Source organism: Nonomuraea sp. NPDC050451 (assembly GCF_044458585.1).
The window spans coordinates 146,072-163,034 of record NZ_JBITHZ010000007.1 but is presented as its reverse complement, the minus strand read 5'-3'; the positions used below and the strand labels follow the sequence as shown (position 1 = coordinate 163,034).

Below are 16,963 nucleotides of genomic sequence, written 5' to 3'. Positions count from 1 at the left end.
AGCCGCCGGTCAGGGGCCGCATTGGGCACGGTGACCCAAGATGTCCCGGGCGAGTTGTCCGCTGAGCACAGCGTGGGTCTCGGACCGGTTACGACCCGTTGACCTCCCGGCACCGGGCATGGATCATCCCGGGCATGTCCACTGGTTCGAGCACCGTGGAAGCCGTCCGCGCGGAACGCACGCGCATCCTCGCCGAGTTGCTCGCCGACGTCGACGAGCTGGCCGCCGCCGCGCTCGCGGCGATCACGCGGGAGATCCCCGTCTACGCCGCGCAGGGGCCGGACTTCCGCGCCGACGTCCTGGAGCACGTGGTCAGGCACTACCGGGCCAAGCTCGGCGTGCTGCTGGAGGAGCGCACGGTCACGCACGAGGACATCTCGTTCACCCGCCGGCCGGCCATGCGCCGGGCCAGGGCGGGGGTGCCGCTGGCCGACTACATCAACGCGTTCCGGGTCGGGCAGCGGATCTTCTGGGAGGCGGTGGTCGAGCGGGCGGGCCGCTCGTCCGCCGGCCGCGATGCGGCCCTGTCGCTGGCGTCGGAGCTCATGCGGTACGCCGACTTCGCCAGCACGCACACGGCGAACGCGTACATGGAGTTCCAGCAGTACGCGGCCGCCGAGGCCGTGCGCGAGAGTCGCGACCTGCTGGAGACGCTGCTGGCGGGCTGCGTGCCGACCCGCGGCAGGGAGCTGGCCGCGGCGCAGGCCCACGGGCTGGGCTCCGACGCGCGAACGCCGCTGCTCGTGGTGATCGCGGTGCTGGCCGGGCCGCCCGCGGCCTTCGACGGGGGCGCCGACGCCCGGCACGCGGCCTGCGCCGCCATCGCCAGGACCGTCGGGAACGGCACCCGTACGCTGTCGGTCGTGCGCCAGTCGGAGATCGTGGCGATCCCCGTGCTCGGCCCCGGCGCCGGGCCGGAGGAGCTGTGCGACCGGCTGCAGTCGGTGCTGGAGGGCCTGGCCACCGAGGGGATCAGGCTGGCCATGGGCATCAGCACGGTCTCGGCCGGGGTCGCGCAGATCCCGCAGGCGTACCAGGAGGCCAGGGCCGTGCTGGACTTCGTGCCCGAGGAGGGCGGGGTGGCCGCGCTGCCCCGGATCACGCCGTTCCAGTATCTGGCGCTGAAGGCCGACGACACCGCCCGCCACCTGGTGGACCCGCGTATCACGGCGCTGCTGGCGGAGGACCGGGCCCGCGGTGGCGTGCTGACGGCCACGATCAGGGCGTTCGCCGCCGCCGACCTCAACCTGCGGGCCGCCGCCGAGCGGCTGCAGATCCACCCGAACACCGCCCAGTACCGGCTGCGCAGGATCCAGGAGCGCACCGGGCGCAGCCTGCGCTCGATCAACGATCTCGTCGAGCTGCTGGTGGCCATCGCGTTGCAGGACGCGCAGCCGACTCTCGGGCCGACCAATGCCGGGCGGGAAAGACTGGCCGCCGTGACCAATGAGGGGCGTGGGAGAGCCGACGTACGGTCTTGCCATGAACCTCGCTGACCGGCTCCACATCGCCGCCGAGCGACTCGGCGGCCGGGCGGTTCTCACGCTGGACGAGGCGGAGCTCACCTACGGCGGGCTCGACGAGCTGAGCGCCCGGCTCGCGGGGCTGCTGCGCTGCCGCGGGATCGGCGCCGGCGACCGGGTCGCGATCATGCTGCCGAACGTGCCCGAGTTCGGCGTCGTCTACTACGGGGTGCTGCGGATCGGGGCCGTCGTGGTCCCGCTCGACCCGTTGCTGAAGAAGCGGGAGATCGCCGCGTACCTGGGCGACTGCGGGGCGCGGCTGCTGATCGCCTGGCACGCGTTCGCGGAGGTCGCCGAGGCGGGCTCGGCGGGCACGAGGACGGACTGCTTCTTCGTGGTGCCCGAGGAGTTCCGCAGGCTGCTGCGGCGCGTGGCGGCCGAGCGCGAGACCGCCGCCACGGAAGGCGACGACACGGCCGTCATCCACTACACGTCGGGCACGACCGGCCGCCCCAAGGGCATCGAGCTGACCCACGCCAACCTGGGCGGCAACGCCGCCACCGTGGCCCGCATGCACGCGCTCGGCGTGGACGACGTGGTGCTGGGGGCGCTGCCGCTCTACCACACGTTCGGGCAGACGTGCTCGCTCAACGCGACCGTGCACGCGGGGGCGCGGCTGACGCTGCTGCGCCGGTTCGAGGCGGGGCGGGCGCTGGAGGTGATCAGGCGCGATGGGGTGACGGTCTTCCAGGGCGTGCCGGCCATGTACATCGCGCTGCTCGACCACCCCGGCGCCTCCGACATGTCGATGCTGCGGGTCTGCACGTCCGGCGGGGCGGCGCTGCCGCTGGACGTGCTGCGGGCGTACGAGGCCAGGTTCGGCTGCGAGATCATCGAGGGGTACGGGCTCAGCGAGACCTCCCCCGTGGCCGCCACGAACCGCGGCGGCGGGCACCGCAGGCCCGGCTCCATCGGCTGGCCGATCAGGGACGTCGAGATGAAGATCGTCACCGAGGACGGCCGGGAGACGCCGCGCGGCGAGATCGGCGAGATCGTCGTGCGCGGCCCCAACGTGATGAAGGGCTACTGGAACGACCCCGCCGCCACCGCCGAGGCCGTCCGCGACGGCTGGTTCCACACCGGCGACCTCGGGCGGGTGGACGAGGACGGCTACTTCTACCTGGTGGACCGCCGCCGCGACGTGATCATCCGCGGCGGCTACACCGTCTACCCGCGCGAGGTCGAGGAGGTCCTGTACGAGCACCCGGCGGTGCGGCAGGCGGCCGTCTTCGGCGTGCCGCACCCGGGGCTCGGGGAGGAGATCCAGGCCGTGGTGGCCCTGAGGGCGCCGGTGACCTGCGAGGACCTGCGCGATTTCGTGAGGGAGCGGGTGGCGGCCTACAAATATCCGCGGCGCATCTCGTTCGTGGACGAGCTGCCGATGAGCCCCACGGGCAAGATCCTCAAACGGGCCCTCACCTCGCGCTGATCTCGTACGTACGGGTGACCGCCACGAGATCGCCGTCCTCCCGGGTGGCCGCCACCACGCCCTTCGGTCTCGGGACGAAACCGGGCACCCGCTGCAGCCCGTCCGTCTCCGCGATGGCGGTCAGCCGGAAGCGGTCCGCCCCCGGGACCCGCAGCGAGATCTCCGCTCCCGTGCCGGGCAGGCCGCGGAAGCGGATCTCACCCGGCCACGTGTTGGAACGGACGCCGGTGACGTCGACGCTCACCGGGGTCAGGCCGTCGGCGGCGGCCGTCGCCGCGGTGATCGGGCGCTCGACCCGCAGCGTGACCGAGCGCGCCGCCCTGCCGGTGGTCACGCGGAGCCTGACCGTGTCTCCGTCGCGGCCGAGCACGGTCACGCGGGGCTCGGCGGCGCCCGTCGTCGCCGGTGCCCGTCCCGTCCAGAGCGAGGTGCCGCGGGCGTAGCCGGGAGGCAGCGGCCTGGTGTCGTGGCCGGACACGTACCTCCTGGTCCAGGCGGGCGGCTCAGCGTCGGCGCTGACCCAGCTCGCGGTCCTGGTGTCGGCGTCCATCACGTACGCGAGGTGCGTACGCAAGGGGTTGGCCGGGTCGAAGCCGTCCCGGGCCAGGCCGATCGGCACCAGCAGCACCGCGAGCCCGGCGGTGGCGAGCGGGACCAGGGACTGCCTGCGCTCCGGCAGGCACAGCTCGATGATCGGCACCACCGTCAGCCCGAAGATCGCCAGCACCAGCGCGGGCACCCCGCCGAGCGCGAGGCCCATCCCGTCGAACGCGGTCCTGGCCAGGGCGGGCAGCAGTGCCGCCGCCATGACCGCGCCCAGCGTCACCGCCGTCACCTGGAAGGCCGCCACATTGCGGGCCGCGTCGCGCAGCAGGATCGCGGCCGTCCCGCCGAGCGCGCAGAACAGCGCGGGCAGCGTGAGCACGTACGACATGCCCGGCGCGACCTGGGCGCACAACAGGCCGAGCGCGGCCGGCCAGACCAGCGCGCCGATGGCCAGCGCCCCGGGGCCGAGGCGGCGGCGCAGCGGCAGGTACCAGCAGAGCAGCGCCAGCGCGGCCAGGACCACGACGGCCGCCTGGAACGCCTGCGGCCGGTGCAGCAGCCCGCCCATCCCGTCGTACGCGGGCCGCCAGGCCACCAGCACCTCCCACAGCCCCTGCGCCAGGGCCGCCGCGAGCAGCAGCGGCACGACCCCCGACGCGGCGGCGACGGCGAGCCGGGGCAGGCTGACCAGCCGCCGCCTGCGCGCCAGCACCGCCAGCCCCGCGACCGCGGCCGCCGCGAGCCCGGCCAGGGGCCAGACGAGCGCGTTCGGGTACGTGACCATGGTCCCGAAGATCCGGAAATAGGTGACGTCGTGGTCCGCGGCCAGCGCTTCGAGGTCGGCGCCGCCGAGCGCGCGGGTCAGCGCCAGCATGTTCGAGCCGTGGTGCTGCAGGCTGCCCCGGTCGAGGTGGGCGAGCGAGTCGTCGGCGGTGTGGTAGCGGGACGAGCCCTCGATGTAGGCGAAGTTCATGCCGGTGAAGCCGTTCTTGGCCATCGGCGTGAAGTCGGTGTTGTTCGGGAGCAGCCGGTACAGCTCGCCCAACGTGGAGTCGCCGCGCGGGTGCGGCACGGCGTCCGCGAACGTCTCGACCAGCCCGGCGTTGTTTCTGGACGTCTGGAACATCAGCGACGGGCCGCTCACGCCCCGGGCCTCCCAGTTGAGCAGCACCCCGCCCTTGCGGCCCAGCGGGTGCTCCCTGACGAACGCCTCGGCGCCCAGCACGCCGTCCTCCTCGCCGTCCGACATCAGCAGCACGAGGTCGTTGCGGAGCGCGGTGCCCTTGAGCGCGCGTACGGTCTCCAGCATGGCCGCGACCGCGGCGGCGTCGTCGGAGGCGCCCGGGCCCATGGCCGCGGAGTCGTAGTGCGCGGCGATCACCACCGTGCCGGTCGGATCGCTGCCCTTCGCCGTGGCCACGATGTTGTCCACCTGCCCGAACGACGCCAGCCCGGCCGACGTGTTGGCGCCGACGGCCCGCTGCACCCGCACGTCGAGCCCCGCCGCGCGCAACTGCCCGGCGAGGTAGTCCCTGGCCCGCTCACCGGCCCGGCTGCCGATCGGGCGCGGCTCGGTGGCGAACCTCTCAAGGTGGCGCAGCGCCCGCTCCGCGCTGAACTCCCCGTCCGGCGCGGAGGCGGGCAGCGGCTGCATGGTGCTGTCCGCCATGGCGGTCAGCATGATCACACCGGCCAGCGCGAGCAGGGCACACAGCCCCGCCAGGGCCTGGCGGGGGACGTCGAACAACTTTCCCGTCATGGCCAGGAACGCTAGGTACGCGGGCCATGGCGGCGGAATGATGCGCGTGCCCGGATCTACCTGCGGTTTTCCGCAGGTCCTACCAGGCCACCTCCAGGGAGCTCATGCCGTACACGATGTGGGAGGAGCGGAAGTCGGCGGCGCCCGCCTCGCGCAGGCCCGGGAAGCGCTGGAGCAGCGCCGGGAGGGCGATCCGCAGCTCCATGCGCGCCAGCGGGGCGCCCAGGCAGTGGTGGATGCCGTGGCCGAAGGCGACGTGGCCGGGAGCGCCGCGGGAGATGTCGAACGTGCTCGCGTCGGGCATGAGGGCGGGGTCGCGGTTCGCGGCGGGCAGGGCGCAGAGGACCAGCTCGCCCGGCTGGATGGTTCGGCCGCTCAGCTGGACCTCCGTCGTCGCGACCTTGGTCGTGCCCGAGTTGACGATGCTCAGCCAGCGCAGCAGCTCCTCCACCGTGGCGTCGATGCGCTCGGGCTCCTTCCTGAGGAGTTCGAGCTGCTCGGGGTGGCGCAGGAGGGCCAGGGTGCCCAGGGCCAGCATGTTGGAGGTGGTCTCGTGGCCCGCGAACAGCAGCAGGCTGCCGATGCCGACGAGCTCGTCCGTGCTCAGGTCGTCGCCGTGCTCGCGTACGAGCATGCCGAGCAGTTCCTCGCCCGGGTCCTGCTGGATGCGGTGGACCAGGGCCTCCATGTACGCGCGCGCCTCGAACTGCAGCCCCAGCCGCTCCTCGCCGGGCACCGACATGTCGAGCATCCTGCTGGTGCGGCGCTGGAAGCCGTCCCGTTCCTCGTACGGGACGCCGAGCAGCTCGCAGATGACCAGCGACGGGATCGGCAGCGAGAACGACGGCACCAGGTCGGCCGGCGAACCGGCGGCCTCCATGGCGTCCAGGTGGTCGTCCACGATGCGCCTGATTCGCGGCTCCAGGCGCTGCATCCGCCGGTTCGTGAACTCGGGGGTCAGCATCCTGCGCAGCCGCGTGTGCTCGGGCGGGTCCACGCCCAGGAGGTTGCCCGCCTGGATCTTGGCTAACTGCTCGGGGGTCATCTCGGGGGCTCCGGGCAGGCGCGCCACCGTCTGCTGGGCGATCTTGAACCGCTCGGCGTCGCCCAGGACCTCGCGGACCTCCGCGTACCTGGTGACGAGCCAGGCGTCCAGGCCGAACGGGGTCGTGACGCGCCTGACCCCCTCCTCGTCCCTGAGCGCCGCCAGCTCGGGAGCCGGGTCGAACCCCACCCGCCGCATGTGCAGCGGCATCGTCGAGGACTCGGTCATGCAAACCCCTTGATGATCGTCGGTTGAGGCGTAAACCGTAACAACCCCCCGAGCCGGTCTCCAGTGCCCACCGCCCGGGGGTTGCGGTCCCTCTGGGACCGGCTCGCGGCGTCCGGCGGGTGGACCACCGCGATCGGCCTCCACGCCCGGCGTGCGGTGAGGACGGCGAGGCGGGGGGCGAGCGGGGTTGCGGTGGGGTGGGGGACGGGACAGCATGCCCTTGGTCCTTACGACGAAGAGGGCGGTTCCGATGGATGTGCCCGTGTTGGTCGCCGGGGGCGGCCCCGTGGGGCTGGCGGTCGCCGTGGAGCTGGCGTACCAGGGCGTGAGGTGCCTGGTGGTCGAGCCGCGCGAGGAGGTGTCGTGGCTGCGGCCCCGCGCGAAGACGACGTCGGCGCGTTCGATGGAGCTGCTGCGGAGGTGGGGCCTGGCGGAGCGGGTGCGGGAGCGCGCCCCGCTGGCCGTCGGGTGGTCGGACCAGGCCGTGTTCGTCAGCAGCCTGCTCGGACGGGAGATCACCAGGATCGGCGGGTGCTTCGGGCTGGACCTGGTGGGCTCCGAGCTGGCGGCCGAGCCGGGCCAGCAGGTGCCGCAGCCGCTGGTGGAGGAGGTGCTGCGGGAGGCCGTCGGCGACGCGCTGCTCACCGGCCGGCAGGTGGCAGGGCTGCGGGAGGACGCCGACGGGGTGTCGGTGCGCGTCGCCTCCGCCACGGGCGAGGAGCATGAGGTACGCGCCCAGTACGTGGTCGGCTGCGACGGCCCGCGCAGCGTGACCAGGGCGGCCATCGGCGCCCGCTACGAGGGCCGCCAGGACGCCAGGCCCAACTTCAACATCGTCTTCCGCGCTCCCGGCCTGGCCGAGCGCATGCCGCACGGCCCCGCCGTGCACTACTGGGTGCTGAACCCGGCCCAGCCCGGCATCGTCGGCCGCCTCGACCTGGAGGACACCTGGTGGTGCATCGCCCAGGGCGTCCCCGCCGCGGGCGCGGATCCGATGCGGCTGGTCCGCAACCTGGCGGGCGCCGACATCGAGGCGGAGATCCTGGCCACCGACCCGTGGAACGCCCGGATGCTGCTGGCCGACAGGTACGCGAGCGAGCGCGTGTTCCTGGCGGGCGACGCGGCGCACCAGAACCCGCCGTACGGCGGTCACGGGTTCAACACCGGGATCGGGGACGCGGTCAACATCGGCTGGAAGCTGGCCGCCGTACTGCACGGATGGGCGCCCGCCACGCTGCTGGCCACCTACGAGACCGAGCGCCGCCCGGTGGCCGCCGACACCATCGAGGCCGCCGCCGCGAACATGGCCACCCTCGCCCCCGAGCTGGCCGATCCGGCGCTGATGGGGGAGGAGGCCGAGTTCGAGAAGGTACGGCCCGCCGTGGCGGAGGCGGTGCGCAGGACGAAGGACAGCGAGTTCCACAGCCTGGACCTGGTGCTCGGCTACACCTACGAGGGCTCGCCCATCGTCGCCGAGGGCACCGGGGAGCGCCTGCCGCACCGGTGGCTGGCTCCCGGCGAGTCCCTGTACGACCGGCTGGGCCGGGGCTTCAGCGTGGTCGGGGACCAGCGCATGCCGGGGGCCGCGGCGCTGGCCGAGCAGGCGCGCGAGCTGGGGGTGCCGCTGCGGGTGGTGGATCTGCCGGGCGTGCCCCTGATGCTGGTCCGCCCCGACCAGCACGTGGCCTGGCGTGGCGAGCACCCCGACGGCGCGCTGAGGCGGGCGCTCGGTCACCGGCCCGTCAGCAGCCGCCCTTGAGGAGTGCCCTGCGTTCGACGATGCATTGGGGCCCGTTGGCGTTGTTGCCGCCGCTGATGGTGTTGTTGCTGTTCACGGCCCCGTTCGCGTTCTGGAAGTTGCCGTTGTTCACCTGCCGGCCGCCTTTGCTCCGGTAGTTGCCGCTCTTCCAGGAGTTGCCGCTGTCCTTGGGAATACCGTGCCCGAGAGCGGGAAAGGCGGGCGGCAGCGACAACATCAGGGCGAGCTGTGCCGCGACCACCCCGGTTCGCCGCCTGAAGGTCCGCATCGCCGGTCACCGGGAAACGGACTGGGAGCCGTTGGCGTTGTTGCCGCCGTTGGTGACGTTGTTGGTGTTCACGGCGCCGTTCGCATTCTCGAAGTTGCCGCTGTTGATGGGATTTCCTTCATTGTGGTAGTTCCCGCTGTTGGTGGAGTTTCCGCTGTTCTCGGCGCCATTCACGCACTTGGTCGGGGAATTGGGCGACGGCGAGTTGTAGGCGATCAGTCGATTTCCGCAGAAAACGCCGGGAAGCGCCCTGAGCACCGTACCGAGATCCGCGCCGACCAGCTCGGTGAGCAGGGAGCTCCCGCTGGGCGGCGGCGCGGCCGACGCGGCGGTCGGGGCCGGCAGCACGGCGCACCCGAACGCGACGCCCGCAACAATTCGTACGAATGCCCTCAATGCGCTGCCCGCCATTTCTCGCGACATGATCCACTGAAACGTAGCATCGGGGGACGCCCCGCCACGGAAAGCCCTCGAAAGGGTCGCGATAACTCGGCGCAAAAAACTTAGCTCGGCGGCAGGCTTAGCGTGAAGACCGTGTTCCCCGGCACGCTGCGTACCTCGACCCGGCCGTCGTGGGCCGCCGTGACCGCCGACACGATGGCCAGGCCCAGCCCGCTGCCGCCGGCCAGCCGGGAGCGCGAGCCGTCGCCCCGCGCGAACCTGCCGAACACGTGGGGCAGCACGTGCCCGGGAATGCCCGGTCCGTCGTCCGCGACCTCGACGCACACCCGCTCCCCGAGCCGCACCGTCGCGGTGACCGTGGTGCCGGGCGGGGTGTGGGTACGGGCGTTCGCGAGGAGATTGCTCACCACCTGGTGCAGGCGGTCGGCGTCCCCCAGGACCAGGGCGGGCTGGTCGGGCAGGCTGATCAGCCAGCGGTGGCGGGGCGCGGCCGCGTAGGCGTCGCCGACCGCGTTGACCACGATCGGCGACAGGTCCAGCTCCACCCGTTCCAGCGGGCGGCCCGCGTCCAGCCTGGCCAGCAGCAGCAGGTCCTCCACCAGCGTGGTCATCCGGCCCGCCTCCGAGCGGATGCGGCCGAGCGCGTGCTCCGTCTGGGGGCCGTGCCACTCGCCGCTGCGCCGGGTCAGCTCGGCGTAGCCGACGATGGAGGCCAGCGGTGTGCGCAGCTCGTGGCTGGCGTCGGCGATGAACCGCCGCAGTCTCGTCTCGCTCTCGTGCCGCACCTCGAGGGCGGTCTCGACGTGCCCGAGCATGCGGTTGAGCGCGCCGCCCACCTGGCCGACCTCGGTGTGCGGGTCGGTGTCCACCTCGGGCACGCGGGCCAGGCGCACGACGTCCCCGGTGGCCAGCGGCAGCTCCGACACCCTGGCTGCGGTGGCCGCGAGCCGCCCGAGCGGGCGTACGGCCCGGCGTACGTGCAGGGTGCCGGCGGCGGCCGTCAGCGCGACGCCCGCCAGCGTGACGGCGGCCTCCACCACGACGAGCCTGGTCAGCAAGGAGTCCACGGCGGTCATGGGCAGCCCGGTGACCAGCACGTCGCCGTCGGGCGTGCGGGCGGAGGCCATCCGGTAGTCACCCAGCGGACCCAGGTTGACCGTCACGGGCGTGCGGGTGACGGTGGCGAGCGACGGCGGCGCGGGCAGCTCCCGCACGGTGGCGATGCCGGTCAGCACGGCGGCCCGCCGCACCACGCCCTGGCGGATCCGCGCGCCGAACGTTCCCTCGGCCTGACCGGGCGACAGCAGGAACGACACCTCCCGGGCCTGCGGCGGCGGGTCGTCCCGCTGGGTCGCCGCGCTGGTCGAGCGCCGGGCGGCCGAGGTGACCTGGCTGTCGAGCCGGTCGGTGAGGAAGTCGTGGAACAGCAGCGTCGTCGCGGTGGCGATGACGGCGCAGACGGTGGCCAGCAGCGTGATCGAGGAGACCACCAGCTTGGTCTCCAGAGACATCGTCATCCGGCGGGTCGGAGCGTGTAGCCCACCCCGCGCACGGTGTGGATCATCGGCTCCCGCTGCGCGTCGATCTTGCGCCGGAGGTAGGAGATGTACAGCTCGACGACGTTGCTCTGGCCGCCGAAGTCGTAGGCCCACACCCGGTCGAGGATCTGCGACTTGCTGAGCACCCGGCCCGGATTGTGCATGAGGAAGCGCAGCAGCTCGAACTCCGTGGGCGTGAGCCTGATCTCCTTGCCGGCCCGCCGTACCTGGTGGGTCTCCTGGTCCAGCGTGAGGTCCCCGACCACGAGCCCGGCGTCGGCCCGCGCCTGCGCCGCGCCCGAGCGCCGCAGCAGGCCCCGCAGCCTGATGACGACCTCCTCCAGGCTGAACGGCTTCGTGACGTAGTCGTCGGCGCCGGCCCGCAGGCCCACGAGCCGGTCCTGGAGCGAGTCCAGGGCGGTCAGGAACAGGATCGGCACGCCCGGCAGCACCGCGCGCAGCCGGGGAAGGAGCTGGATCCCGTCCATGTCGGGCAGCATGACGTCCAGGACGATCGCGTCAGGGCGGAACCCGCGCGCCGCGCGGATGGCCTCGCTGCCGTTGTGCGCGCTGCGGACGTCCCAGGACTCCTGGCGCATGACCATGGAAAGGAGCTCGGTCAGCGGAGGCTCGTCATCCACGACGAGGATGTTGATCGAGCTGCCGTCCGATCGGCGCACGGGCTCGGACCGGAAGTTCGGGCTGGTCGTGTGCATATCCGTGACGATGACCTCCCTCTATGAAGGTTTGATGATTCCTGCTTGTGAATCGCCTGTGAGCTGCTCAGGGGCGAAGCGCGGAAGGGCCCGGCGGCGTGCCGGGCCCTTCCTATCCCTTTAAGACGCGATCACAGCTACGCGAAACCGTCACCCCCTATTCGGTCAGAAGAGCTTCCCGGACCAGACGTTGGCCGCGGAGGCGTAGACGCTGTAGGTCTCGGCGTCGAAGTACGGCGAGCTGATGTAGTCGACCCGGTCGTTCTCGTCCTGGTCGTAGAACGCGCTGGTCACGCCGTTGAGGTAGCCGAGTCGCTTGGCGCTGCTGTACTTCAGCAGCCACGGCCCGCCGTCGGCGCCGGCGGTCATGGAGCACTTCAGCCCCACGTGCTCCTCGATCTTCTTGGCGGCCGAGCCCACGGTCTTGGCCGTGGTCGTGCCGTAGCACCACTTGGGCGTGACGCCCGTGAACGGCTTGTTGCCGTCGGGCTGGGCGGCCTGCGGGTAGCCGAACACGTAGTGCGCCTTCTTCAGCGGCTGGTTCCAGGAGATGCCCTGGCCGCCGACGTTGTCGCCCAGCCGGCCCGCGTCCGTGGCGTCGATCACGTGGTACGTGTTCGACGACCGGTCGTAGTAGCCGTGGTCGGCCTTCGTGGTGTCGGTGCCCGGCTTGGCCCGGTCGGTCTCGTACTCGGACCTGGTGACGGTCGAGTCCTTGACGGTCACGCCGTTGTAGACCGAGACGAACGCGTAGTCGCGGTCGTAGTCCTCGTACACGCTGTAGTCGTAGTGCACGAAGGCCTGCTTGCCGACGTAGATGCCCCACGGGGCCTTGCCCTGGTAGTAGCCGGGCACGAAGACCCAGTTGTCCATGAGCTGCTCGTCGTCGGCGGTGTCGTACACGCAGTGGCCGGCCGTGGCGACCACGTTGGCGTACTTGCCCTGGATGGAGGAGGCCGAGCACCAGCGCTTCTTGCCCGCCGAGTCGACGAAGAAGACCTTGCCTATGGTCTTCGGCAGGTTGACGTTCTTCGTCTTGGTGGTGGTCGTGGTGGTGCCGGTCGGGGCGACCGAGCCCGCCTTGGTGTCGGTGGACGGGGTGCCCGTGGAGGTGAGCTTGTCGACGTCGGTGGTGTCCTCCTCGACGTAGGTGGCGGCCTTCAGCGCGGCGCCGTTGTTCTCCAGCCAGAAGGCGGCGATGCCCTTGGCGGTGGTGGTGCTGACGCTCTCGGTCGGCTTCACGTGCGGTGCGGCCTGCGCGGCGCCCGCCAGCGAGGTGCCGAGCAGCGCCGTGACGGCCAGCCCGCCGCCGACGGGGATGAGGGTGTGCTTGATCTTCAAGGGAGTACTCCTTGCTCGTCGCGGGAACGCCATGAGCGTTCGGTGCGTCTGTGAGGCAGGAAGGTATCCCTCTTGGGTCAGCCTTTATGTCCTCTTATGTCCGGATTTAGCTGGTGCACAGCTCGCCGTGATCGTGCCGTGATCTCACGAAGATCGCGTCGCCGCGCCGATTATCCAAGGCGGCCGCCGATCCTGAGAACGGACCCGGGGAGAATCTGAGAATCGCATAAGAGAAATTATGTGTTGCAGATCACTGACCCCAGGTCGAGGCCACTACCTGCGCTTATCCAATACATAAGGTGGGCACAGGCGTTTCTCAGGTTGGCTCGGCAGGGTGATTGGCGAGGGAAGACCTTCGGGGCTGAATTCAGATGTTCGGCCAGGTCCGTCCCGGATCGGATTCGTATCAAGTGCGCTTCTCCAAGCCTTTCGCCGTGACCCTCGCCAGCGCTGCCCTGCTGACGCTGCCCCTGTCGGGCGCCGCTTTCGCCGACGCCAAGCCGCAGCCGGCGGCCACCGTCAAGGCCCCGCAGCCGACGCACTCGAACCCCGCCACGCCCACCGTGCCCCAGGACCAGCTGGCCAAGGGCCGCGACGACGCTCGCAGGTTCGCGCTGAAGGTCTCCGTCGACCCTGACCGCGTGCGCGCCGGCGACTCGTACGACGTGACGATCGTCGCCAAGGGCCTGCGCTCCGGCACGGCCGTCGTGACCAGCCCCGAGGGCAAGAACTACCGCGTGGCGCTCTCCGACGGCAAGGCCACCAAGACCCTGACCGTGCCGTCCAAGGCCAAGGCCGGCAGCAAGACCGTGACCGTCAAGGTCGGCAACAGGACCGCCACGGCCTCCTTCGACGTGGTGGGCCCCCGCCCGCAGCGCGACGAGCGCCACCGCGGCCACGACGGCAAGTAGTAGGTGGGGCCAGGGCCACCCGCCCGTTGCCCGTCTGGGTGGTGGGCCTGCTGACACCCGCCCCGGACAAGGGGCTTCGCCGGGGGCGCTTCGCGCAGGGGCTCAGACGCCCCCATTCAGGCGCCTCCGGCGCACCCCCCCGCGCCTCCGGCGCACCCCCCGCGCCTCCGGCGCCATCGGTCCCCGCCCGTTGACCGGTTGGACAGTGGGCCGTCTGCTGCACATCCCGGACCGGCTCACCTTCGGAGAATTCGTGGGCCGGGGAGCATGGGGCGACCTAAGAATTCACGAGATAGCGATCGGGCCTGCCGGGTGGTGGACCCGTCTGAGGCTGCTGGTGGTCGCACTTCATCTCGCGGGATGAATCAGGCTCAGGCTGCGGGAGCGCGTGGACTGATGCGCACCTCCAGTTCGGCGTCCAGAGCCCTGGCCAGTCGCTCGAGGACCGGCAGCGTCGGCACGGTGTGTCCTCCTTCGAAACGGGCTACTGCTGACTGCGTCATGTCAGCCGCACGAGCCAGCTCACTCTGGCTCCACCCGCGAGATTCCCGCATCTGTCGCACTGCCCGACCGAGTTCGAAGGCGAGACGAGCCGCATCGTATGCCTCGGCCGCCCCAGGCTCGGACAGTCGTCGGTCACGGAGATGGGCCCAATCGGTCCGCTCGGTCATCACCACTCCTCGTTCACCGAGTGCGCCTCGTCCTTGCAACGGGACAGCGCCCGCCGCGCCCGGTCCACTTCTCGATCTTCCCTCATTCGCGTTTTGTGGAAAACGGTCAGAAGGATGATCCGCCGATCCGAAGCGATCCAGTAGCTGATCCGCATTGTCAGATCATCAAGGTAGAACGGCAGCTCGCGCAGGCTCTACGCCACCCCAGACCATAGCAACGATGCTATGGCCGGCAGGACTCGCTGATCATGCGATCGCAGACTTTGACCACTCAAAGTGATTTCGCAACTATCCACGGCTACTCCTGCGAACAGAAGAGGCAGAAGCTAGAGCGTTTCTACGGCACATGGCGGCTACGGATGGCCTGGGTTCAATCAACGTGGGGATGCCTCTGCTCAAGGTAGTCGTTGAGCTGTCTCCACTGCGTGGGGTGAATGTCCAGCAAGTGCAGTTCACCCGGCTCAACCCACCGCACATCGCTTGCCTCGTCGTTGGCCTCCGGCTGACCGCCGACCGGGCGGGCGATCAGCATGACCTCGTACTCCTGGCGGATCTCGCCGTCCGTGTAGGCAACGATGTGACCGGGGTCGGAGTAGATCCCAAGGATGCCTACCGGCTCGACCAAGACGCCGGTCTCCTCCTCGGTTTCCCGCACGGCGCACTGCGAGGGCGTCTCACCGATCTCCATCTTGCCCATCGGCAACGCCCACTGGCCCGTGTCGCGACGGCACTGCATGAGGATGCGCCCCGCGTCGTCCACGGTGACCGTCCCACAAGCCGGTACGAGACTGTTCGCCTTGGGTGCGTTCGGGTCGTTCCAGTACTCAACTCGTCCCATGAGGTGCCTCTCAGATCTCCGCGCCGGACCACGGAACGGCTCCGGCCCAGACGCGCTCGAACGACGACATGTAGTGCTCGGCCATCGTCCCGCCATCGAGACGGCGGAAGTGGAAGGTCGGGTTGGCCGAGGCCGGTTCTCCGTATACGTGTGGATTGACCAGGACGTCATCGTCATAGCGGAACAGCGAGGCGTACAGCGTGGTGGAGTGCAGACGGACCTCGCAGCCATCCAACTCGGGCAGCGCCCGGTAGTAGGTCAGGGAAGAGCGGATCTTGGCGGCCAACGTCCCGCCCAACCCTTCTTCGCGGTCGCGGGTCTGGACAGACTGGGCGGTGGGATCTCCGAAGCACAGCCTGATCGCGACACCGCGTTGCGCAGCCTCGGCCAGTGATCGAGCGATCTTCGGCTGCGTCTGGGCGTAGAACGTCCCTGAGAAGACCAGGACGTCCACCCGCTCCTGAGCGTCGGTCAGGAACCGTAGCCACAGCTCACGAGGCACGCTGGCTCGGTCGGGGAAGACCTCCACGAGTTCCGACCTGTTCGCCCGGCCTCGGCGCGCCTGACTGCTCTCCAGCACGTCAGGCCACAGGTACGTCTCGTCAGCGGTCAGCGGCTTCGCCGCTGCCCACCTGTGCCGCCGGTGCGGGACCCGACCTGTGTTGATCCAGCGCTCGACTGTCTTGGGCTCGACGCCACACGTCTCGGCCAGGTCTTCCAGGGCCACACCATGGCGGAGCATCGCTGTGCGTAGGCGCTCGTTCACGCATTCCAGTGGACGTTAACGTCCGGGACGTTGCAAGGCCGTCTCGGGACGTTTCTCGGTGACTCAACACGTCCCGACACCGGGCTGAGGCGAAGTTCAAAGGTCCCGTCCGCCCGGATTCACTTGGCCGTACTGGCACCGAAGTCACCGGAGGTAGGTGGATGTACCCGCAGCAAGCGCTGCCCGGCCCACAGGTCGTCACGTCGCTGGACGCGGCCCAGCAGTTGCAGCGGGAGTTAATCCACCTGAACATCTCCAGCGACGTGCACGACGGTTACGGCATCGCCCTCGTCTCCGTCTGGGTCGGCCTCCTCGTCTGGTGCCGCCATGACGCCTTCTGGTGGCGTACGGGCTGGGAGCCGGGCCGAAAGCGTGCTGTCTATGCCTGGCACCCGCTCCCGGATCCAGGCAGAGCCGCACGGCGTATCGCTATGCGTTACGCGGAGCTGCGCAGGGCGCATCCGCACTCGCCGTTGGTCGCAGGAGTGCAACCATGGACGTGACCCTGCAGCACCTGCTCAGCAGGTTCCCCGGGTGGCAGATCACAGACATGGCCGGCGGCTGGGTCGCGATCCGCATCCACTTGGTACGTAGTGATAGCGGGCTCGCCAACGTCCGCTGCGGAGCGATTTTGGAGGAACTGGCCAAGAACCTTCAAGCCGAGTGCAGGCTCCAGAATTCGCATTCACCTGCGGTAGACCAGTGATTCGATGACGACCCGGCCCACAACGCAGGGCCTCCAGTCCCGAAGCTCTGGTAGCGGCGCGGCAGCAGGTTCTTCTTGAGTATCTTGGGCGCCCCGTCTGGGCCGATGCGTCGAGGGTCGTCGACCGCCGGCGCCGTGAATACGACGTCGGATACGTTTACTCGTCGTCCGGGATGGCGGCCAGCGATTCGCGAGTGTGCCCGAAAGCGGCCAGCACCTCATCGAGCGAGACCCGCTCCTCCGTGTCAGTGGCCGACCGAGCGAGCACCAGCGCCAGATCCCGCAGATCGGCCGCCGCCGCCAACTCGTTGAGCCGGCGGATGCTCACCACCGCCGCCACCGGCTGGTGCCGGCGGGTGACCACCAGATCGATCCCCCGCTCCGCCTCGGCCACCAGGCGGGCAACCCCTCGCTGGGCCGCCTCGGTGACGCTCAACTCAGTAGCGTCGTGCAGGGCAGTCACGCATCAACTGTAACCGCGCCGGTCCCTGGCCGCCGCCATCCGATCCACCCACGA

Annotated in this window: 18 protein-coding genes; 6 read left to right on the top strand and 12 right to left on the bottom strand. The window is 70.6% G+C overall.

The genetic code is table 11. The features are described from left to right. The first annotated feature begins 134 nt into the window (after positions 1-134). Positions 135-1,496, top strand: a complete 1,362-nt coding sequence (locus tag ACIBI9_RS23790) for a PucR family transcriptional regulator (RefSeq protein WP_397224352.1) — start codon at positions 135-137, stop codon at positions 1,494-1,496. Then, the gene (locus ACIBI9_RS23785) at positions 1,483-2,952 is read left to right on the top strand and encodes a long-chain fatty acid--CoA ligase (protein WP_397224351.1); all 1,470 of its coding nucleotides are present in this window, start codon (positions 1,483-1,485) and stop codon (positions 2,950-2,952) included. Before ACIBI9_RS23790 ends, ACIBI9_RS23785 begins: the two co-directional genes overlap by 14 nt. On the opposite strand, the gene ACIBI9_RS23780 is transcribed toward ACIBI9_RS23785, so the two are convergent. Beyond that, positions 2,939-5,257, bottom strand: a complete 2,319-nt coding sequence (locus ACIBI9_RS23780) for a M28 family peptidase (RefSeq protein ID WP_397224350.1) — start codon at positions 5,255-5,257, stop codon at positions 2,939-2,941. The two genes, ACIBI9_RS23785 and ACIBI9_RS23780, sit on opposite strands and share 14 nt — an antisense overlap. 79 nt (positions 5,258-5,336) lie before the next feature. Beyond that, the gene (locus tag ACIBI9_RS23775; protein ID WP_397224349.1) at positions 5,337-6,530 is read right to left on the bottom strand and encodes a cytochrome P450; all 1,194 of its coding nucleotides are present in this window, start codon (positions 6,528-6,530) and stop codon (positions 5,337-5,339) included. A gap of 214 nt (positions 6,531-6,744) precedes the next feature. On the opposite strand from ACIBI9_RS23775, the gene ACIBI9_RS23770 reads away from it, so the two are divergent. After that, positions 6,745-8,289 (top strand): FAD-dependent monooxygenase, encoded by a 1,545-nt coding sequence (locus tag ACIBI9_RS23770; RefSeq protein ID WP_397224348.1) that lies wholly within the window; start codon positions 6,745-6,747, stop codon positions 8,287-8,289. Here the strand turns inward: ACIBI9_RS23770 and ACIBI9_RS23765 are convergent. From ACIBI9_RS23765 to ACIBI9_RS23745, 5 genes are all read right to left on the bottom strand, one after another. Continuing rightward, on the bottom strand, positions 8,273-8,557 hold the full coding sequence (locus ACIBI9_RS23765) for a hypothetical protein (RefSeq protein WP_397224347.1): 285 nt from the start codon (positions 8,555-8,557) through the stop codon (positions 8,273-8,275). The two genes, ACIBI9_RS23770 and ACIBI9_RS23765, sit on opposite strands and share 17 nt — an antisense overlap. A gap of 6 nt (positions 8,558-8,563) precedes the next feature. Then, a complete protein-coding gene (locus tag ACIBI9_RS23760) occupies positions 8,564-8,968 on the bottom strand; it encodes a hypothetical protein (RefSeq protein WP_397224346.1) in 405 nt (134 codons plus the stop codon). Between the two features lie 92 nt (positions 8,969-9,060). Further along, positions 9,061-10,476 carry a sensor histidine kinase gene (locus ACIBI9_RS23755; protein WP_397224345.1) on the bottom strand — a complete coding sequence of 472 codons (1,416 nt, stop codon included), beginning with the start codon at positions 10,474-10,476 and terminating at the stop codon, positions 9,061-9,063. After that, positions 10,473-11,213 (bottom strand): response regulator transcription factor, encoded by a 741-nt coding sequence (locus tag ACIBI9_RS23750; protein WP_397224344.1) that lies wholly within the window; start codon positions 11,211-11,213, stop codon positions 10,473-10,475. The genes ACIBI9_RS23755 and ACIBI9_RS23750 overlap by 4 nt, the downstream gene beginning before the upstream one ends. Positions 11,214-11,378: 165 nt before the next feature. Further along, the gene (locus tag ACIBI9_RS23745; RefSeq protein WP_397224343.1) at positions 11,379-12,554 is read right to left on the bottom strand and encodes a trypsin-like serine peptidase; all 1,176 of its coding nucleotides are present in this window, start codon (positions 12,552-12,554) and stop codon (positions 11,379-11,381) included. 434 nt (positions 12,555-12,988) lie between these two features. Here ACIBI9_RS23745 and ACIBI9_RS23740 point away from each other — a divergent pair, with 434 nt between their 5' ends. Next, positions 12,989-13,465 (top strand): hypothetical protein, encoded by a 477-nt coding sequence (locus ACIBI9_RS23740; protein ID WP_397224342.1) that lies wholly within the window; start codon positions 12,989-12,991, stop codon positions 13,463-13,465. Positions 13,466-13,836: 371 nt separating this feature from the next. Here ACIBI9_RS23740 and ACIBI9_RS23735 read toward each other — a convergent pair whose 3' ends face one another. The 4 genes from ACIBI9_RS23735 to ACIBI9_RS23720 form a co-directional block, all read right to left on the bottom strand. Beyond that, positions 13,837-14,136, bottom strand: a complete 300-nt coding sequence (locus ACIBI9_RS23735; RefSeq protein ID WP_397224341.1) for a multiprotein-bridging factor 1 family protein — start codon at positions 14,134-14,136, stop codon at positions 13,837-13,839. Next, positions 14,136-14,291: a hypothetical protein gene (locus tag ACIBI9_RS23730; RefSeq protein WP_397224339.1), complete on the bottom strand. Its 156-nt coding sequence runs from the start codon at positions 14,289-14,291 to the stop codon at positions 14,136-14,138. Before ACIBI9_RS23730 ends, ACIBI9_RS23735 begins: the two co-directional genes overlap by 1 nt. 215 nt (positions 14,292-14,506) lie before the next feature. Next, positions 14,507-14,974: an NUDIX hydrolase gene (locus ACIBI9_RS23725; protein WP_397224338.1), complete on the bottom strand. Its 468-nt coding sequence runs from the start codon at positions 14,972-14,974 to the stop codon at positions 14,507-14,509. A gap of 10 nt (positions 14,975-14,984) precedes the next feature. Further along, a complete protein-coding gene (locus tag ACIBI9_RS23720) occupies positions 14,985-15,740 on the bottom strand; it encodes an XRE family transcriptional regulator (RefSeq protein WP_397224337.1) in 756 nt (251 codons plus the stop codon). Between the two features lie 161 nt (positions 15,741-15,901). On the opposite strand from ACIBI9_RS23720, the gene ACIBI9_RS23715 reads away from it, so the two are divergent. Together ACIBI9_RS23715 and ACIBI9_RS23710 are read left to right on the top strand one after the other, a co-directional pair. Beyond that, positions 15,902-16,243: a hypothetical protein gene (locus ACIBI9_RS23715; RefSeq protein WP_397224336.1), complete on the top strand. Its 342-nt coding sequence runs from the start codon at positions 15,902-15,904 to the stop codon at positions 16,241-16,243. After that, complete coding sequence (locus ACIBI9_RS23710; protein WP_397224335.1) at positions 16,234-16,446, top strand: hypothetical protein; 213 nt, start codon at positions 16,234-16,236, stop codon at positions 16,444-16,446. Before ACIBI9_RS23715 ends, ACIBI9_RS23710 begins: the two co-directional genes overlap by 10 nt. A gap of 157 nt (positions 16,447-16,603) precedes the next feature. On the opposite strand, the gene ACIBI9_RS23705 is transcribed toward ACIBI9_RS23710, so the two are convergent. Then, positions 16,604-16,909: a hypothetical protein gene (locus ACIBI9_RS23705; protein WP_397224334.1), complete on the bottom strand. Its 306-nt coding sequence runs from the start codon at positions 16,907-16,909 to the stop codon at positions 16,604-16,606. Between the last annotated feature and the right edge of the window lie 54 nt (positions 16,910-16,963).